Below are 6,083 nucleotides of genomic sequence, written 5' to 3' on the forward strand. Positions count from 1 at the left end.
GGTGTAGGATTTGAAGTACATAATCAAATTAAAGTACCTCAGTCTGCAATCCTTATTAATAAAGCAGCAACAAACTCATTCTATGGCACTTCTTTACTTGAACTTTTAAAAGAAGAAAAAATTAATCATATTGTTATAGGTGGATGTAAAACAGAACATTGCATTGACACCGCAGTTAGAACAGCTACTGTACAAGGATTTGACGTTACATTAATTAAAAATGGTCATTCCACAACTGATTCTGACGTATTGTCTGCAGAGCAAATTATTGGTCATCATAATAAAACTCTACAYGGWCATTATAATGTTGATCATTTTTCTATGGTGAGAGATATCGAGGAAGATCTCTTTCAGCCAACTCACGACCAATATCGTGATTAACGAAAAAGAATCCTTTTCACAAAAGGATTCTTTTTTATCCAAAAATTTGCGCTGCAATACTGTACAGTTCTCCATTTCTTTTCAAAAATTGATCACTATTTTTTATCATAATTGGTGGGGTATTAACCTTTTGAAAACCAGTAATCTCTAATTCTTTCATGAAACCTTTCTTTCCTTCTGGTACATCAATTCTTAATTTACCATGATGCTCTCTTGCTAAATAATGTACCATTCTCATTGCCATCGCATCATTTTTAGCAACGACCGGCCCTATTATTTTATTTTCTGGCGTTTGTATACTTAAACCGTAACCTAATACATTTTGTTGTGCATCCTTTGTAACAATACATTGTTCACTTTGAATAATTCGATACTTTAAAAACTCTTCTCTATTTGTTCCAAATGCATCTTTATCTATTTGTATTATTTCTTCTAAATCACGTTCTTCATAATTCACAATATACTCTTCATTTCCTACACAATGGTAATTCGCATTGTACGAGTTACATATGTATTTAGAAACATAACTAACAGCCCTGAATCCTAGTTTTTCATATAAAATTTTCCCCTCATCCGTGGCAATAAGCATAATGGGGGTTTGAGTTAATACGCTTTTAACACATAAATCCGTTATTATCTTTCCAATCCCTCTTCCTTTATAATCTGGATGTACAATTACCATTCCAATTGAGGCTAATGTCTCCCCGTATAGTATAATTGCTGCGCTAGCAATAAGCTCTTCTCTCTCATTTACTACACCATATACTATACCCGAATTAAAAATTGTTTCAATTTCTTCTCTGTTATAATCCCAGCCAATATAGGAAGATAATGCAACAATATCCTCTTTTTTTTCTCTACTAAGACGCTCCACYCTAATYTCCAMTTCAATCATTCCCCATCTCCTTCTTTAGACGTTTTAACTATTCTTCACGAATCAACTTGTACATGTTTCCCTTTATATGGAACACACATATCCTATTTTGACCAAGACTATATTGTAAATGAGGTGACAACATGCCCATTACGAATCGATTTTCTACCACCACTAACGGCGCACTCGCTATTACAGGAAATACTTTAGGCTTAAGTAAAATTAGTAATCTAAACCGTGCTGGTACAATCGGGGCAATTGGTGCATTCGCAACTACGAATACTGCTTTACAAGTACCTACTTTTCCTACTGGTACAACATTAAACTATACACAAAATAGTTCTACCGCTCTTTTAAATATCCCTGCTGGTAGTACTATTCTTTACGCAGAACTTGTTTGGGGTGGCAACTACTTATCTCGTGATCAAAATATTACAAGTGTATTAGGAAACCCAGTTTCTTTTACAACTCCTGTGGCAACATACTCAATTACCCCTTCGGCTGTTACAGCTTCAAATCAAACATTCGTTTCTGGATCTGTCACATTTGGATTTTATACACGTTCAGCAGATGTAACATCCCTCGTTCAAGCTGGAGGATCTGGCTCTTATACAACCGGCTCTGTCCCTGGACTTGTTGATCCTTTAGATGCTTCTAACGGAGCTATCAATTCTTCTGGATGGACGCTCATTGTCGCTTATCAAAACGGTTCCTTACCCGCAAGAAATTTAACAATTTACGTAGCTGGTAACCGTGTTTCTGTAGAAACTGGTAGTGCAGATGTATCTGTCTCAGGGTTTTTAACACCTGCCGGAGGACCTGTAAGCGGGCGATTATTTATAAGTTCTACTGAAGGGGATGCTGATTTAACTGGGGATCAAGCTTTATTTGGACCAAATTTCAGTTCATTAAATGCATTATCTGGGCCAAATAATGCTGTTAATAATTTCTTCGGTTCTCAAATTAATAATGCTGCAGGGAACTTAGATACAACTGGTACATTTGGAACGCGAAACCAGAGTGCCTCTACAAGTACAAATATCTCCGCTGGAAGACAAGGATGGGACATTACTTCCATTGATATTTCTTCTTATTTAACAAATTCCCAAGTATCTGCCGCAATTCGTTTAACTACTAACGGGTAACACCGGGCTTCTTCCTGCAAATAACGTTACTTTTACAGATGTTCTCCCTAACGGTACTTCCTTTATACCTGGAAGCGTAACGATAGATAACGTACCACAAACAAACGCAAATCCGGTCGCCGGTATATCTCTGGGGACAATTAATAATGGCTCTTCTCGTACAGTAGCTTTCCAAGCGACTGTCGTTTCTCTTCCAAGTCAAAATCCTATCTCTAACACTGCGAATATTACATTTCAATATACACCGATTGCCGGAGGAACGACTTTTAACGGTCTTGCAACAAGTAACTCTGCAGGAACACAAATTAACCTCGCAGATATTAATGGCACAAAATCAGTTAACAAACTTTTTACCGATATTGGTGAAACRTTAACTTACAGTATTGCCTTAGCTAATATAGGAAATATCGCTGCAACTAATGTTATATATACAGATCCGATTCCTAGCGGGACTACTTTCATTCCAGGGAGTGTAACTGTTAACGGGGTTACTCAAGGGGGAGCAAATCCCGCTAATGGTATATCAATTGGATCTATTGCTGCAAATTATACTACTACTATTTCCTTTCAAGTATTCGTTCCTTCTATCCCACAAACAAATCCAATATTAAATAGTGGTACAACAACATATCAATACATTCCTGTACCAAACCAGCCGGCAGTAAGCGGGACTGACACGACGAATATTGTCTCCACGCAAGTGAATAATGCTACTGTAACAATGACGAAAGCAGTAGATAAAAACTATGCAGATATTGGCGATACACTGACTTACACTGTTGCCTTTACAGGTACAGGTAATACGAATGCGAACAATGTTATTTTTACAGATGTCATTCCTACAGGAACAACTTTTGTCCTAAACAGTTTAACAATAGATGGCTCGACACAAGTTGGCGCTAATCCCGCTAATGGTGTGAACATAGGATCCATCCCAACTGGCACAACCAAAAGTGTTTCATTTCAAGTAGTAGTAAACACAATACCCGTGTCAAATGCCGTATCTAACGGATCAAGCGCTTCTTATCAGTAYACYGTYAACCCTAGYCAATCACCCRTTAYGAAAAACATYKCTTCTAACGTCGTTACYACTCAAATTAACAATGCGAATTTAACATTAACAAARTCKACAAATAAACAATTTGCYACAATTGGCGAAACGATAAGTTATACAATCCTTATTACAAACAGTGGAAATACGGCCGCCAATAACGTTCAACTAACAGATCCACTTCCAAATGGAACGATATTRACWYYAGGTWCTGTAACGCTMAACGGMGTTTTGCAAAATGTARATTCTCTYRTTGCYTTACCTATCGGYACAATTCCTGGCGGAGCTACTTTCACCTTATCCTTCCGAGTAACAGTCATCAATATTACTGCACAAAACCCTATCATTAATAACGCTTTCGCCTCTTATATTTACACTGTAAATCCAAGCCTGCCACCAACTTCAAAAACTGCAAATTCTAATTCTGTTACATCAACAATTAGACTAGCAAATCTTCATGCTAATAAATCTGTAAGTCAAACGTTTGCGGAAGTTGGAGATGTATTAACTTACACCTTTGCTCTTACAAACGATGGAAACGTTGCTGCGAACAATGTATTACTATCTGATTCTATTGCGAATGGTACTGCCTTTGTACCAAACAGTGTTATGATTAACGGTGTTACTCAGCCGGGCGTTACACCAACTAGCATCAATATTGGTAGTATCAATGCTAGCACAACAATTACAGCTTCATTCCAAGTATTAATAACTAGCATTCCAAATCCTAACCCTATTTCAAATAGCGCTTCCATTTCCTATAACTTTATTGTTGATCCAAACGCTTCACCTGTAAGTACAAATACAACTTCCACTACTACATTTACTCAAGTAAATGACGCAAATGTCATTTCGACAAAAACAGTGGATCGAGCGTTCGCTACCGTTGGGGATATATTAACTTATACTGTTAGCTTAACGAATGCAGGAAGTGTTTCTGCTGATAGTCCAACTTTCGTAGATACAAATCCAGATGGCACTACCTTTATCCCAAACACTTTCCTTATTAATGGTGTGCTCCAAAATAACGCAGATCCAAATATCGGTGTTCCGCTACCCTCCATTCCTGCTAACGGCTCACTTACCGTCTCTTATCAAGTAACTGTTATCTCTTTACCAGCACAAAACCCAACAATCAATTCGTCTAGTACACAGTATAGCTTTATTTTAAATCCGGGCGATCCACCAACTATAGAAACATCTTTAAGTAACACTGTAAGTACACAAATTAAYTTAGCAAATGTARTTATTGTCAARCARGTAGATTTAACTATYGCYGATGTCGGGCAACCAATCACATATACAATTGCCTTAGCTAACCTGGGMAATACTMCAGCAAAYAATGTAGTCGTTACCGACATACTGCCTCCTGGCACTACTCTCATACCGAATAGTATTTTTATAGGTGGTGCTTTACAGCTAGGCGCAGATCCAAGTACCGGTCTTCAAGTTGGTACAATTCCAGCAGGTGGAATTACAACAATTGTCTTCCAAATTAGTGCAAATGGAATACCTTCACCAAATCCAGTTCAAAACAGCGCTGCACTTCAATATAGCTTTATCGCTGATCCAAGTTTACCTGCTGTTGTTAGAAACGCTACTAGCAATATAGTAACTACACAAATTAATACTGCTAATATTGTTGCTACAAAACTAACGAGCACAAATTTCGCTGATGTTGGTGATGTCATATTATATGCGACTATTTTAACAAATAACGGTAATATCCCTGCTTCTAATGTAACGTTTACAGATATCATTCCAGCGGGTACCCTGTTCATTCCTAATACTGTAACGATTAACAATGTTCCTATAGCAAATGCAAATCCTGCTAACGGTATTTTGATCGGTACGATCGGGGCGAATTCATCACGTACCGTTTCATTCCAGGTTTTTGTACCAAATATCCCTGCTGTAAATCCGATTACAAATCAATCAGGCACAACATTCCAATATACGTACGATCCATCCAAACCAGCTGTAATGCAGATGGTGGCTTCTAACACGGTACAGACAACTATTAATAACGCCTCAATTGCCGCTACAAAATCTGCAGATAAACAGTTTGCTAACGTAAATGATATTATTACGTACACGACTACTTTAACGAATAGTGGGAACACACTTGCATCAAATGTAATATTTACAGATGTAATTCCAAACGGGACATCGTTTATTCCTAATAGTGTAACAGTAAATGGGAATACACTCCCTAATGTAAATCCAGCAAACGGAATTGCAATTGATCCAATCAATCCGAATGCAAATACTACAATCTCATTTCAAATAAAAGTAAATTCCATCCCTAGCCCAAATCCAATCCCGAACCAAAGTAATACAACGTATCAATATATTGTAAATCCTAAATTACCTCCAGCATCCTTCAATACGGTAAGTAACGTAATAACAACTCAAATTAATAACGCTACGATCGTCGCTACTAAATCAGTGAATACACCGACAGCTGCAATTGGTGATATCGTTACTTATACGATTGCAGTTACGAACACAGGAAATATCCCTGCTAGTGCAAATGTTTTAACGGATGGACTTGGTGCAGGAGCTTCATTTATTCAAAATTCCGTAACTATCAATAATGTTCCACAACCAGGATTAGATCCATCACTTGGTG

At 37.5% G+C, this 6,083-nt stretch carries 2 protein-coding genes and 1 pseudogene; 2 read left to right on the forward strand and 1 reads right to left on the reverse strand.

Annotated elements, in window-relative coordinates; all coding sequences use genetic code 11:
- Positions 1 to 381: isochorismatase family protein (locus AC1DJR_RS20835; RefSeq protein WP_477003408.1), on the forward strand; the 381-nt coding region annotated here is incomplete at its 5' end.
- Between the two features lie 34 nt (positions 382 to 415).
- Here AC1DJR_RS20835 and AC1DJR_RS20840 read toward each other — a convergent pair.
- On the reverse strand, positions 416 to 1,276 hold the full coding sequence (locus AC1DJR_RS20840; protein ID WP_477003409.1) for a GNAT family N-acetyltransferase: 861 nt from the start codon (positions 1,274 to 1,276) through the stop codon (positions 416 to 418).
- Between the two features lie 122 nt (positions 1,277 to 1,398).
- Here AC1DJR_RS20840 and AC1DJR_RS20845 point away from each other — a divergent pair.
- Positions 1,399 to 6,083 (forward strand): annotated as a pseudogene (locus tag AC1DJR_RS20845) (DUF7507 domain-containing protein); the annotation flags it as partial.

The organism is Bacillus sp. 05T31 (assembly GCF_056396725.1).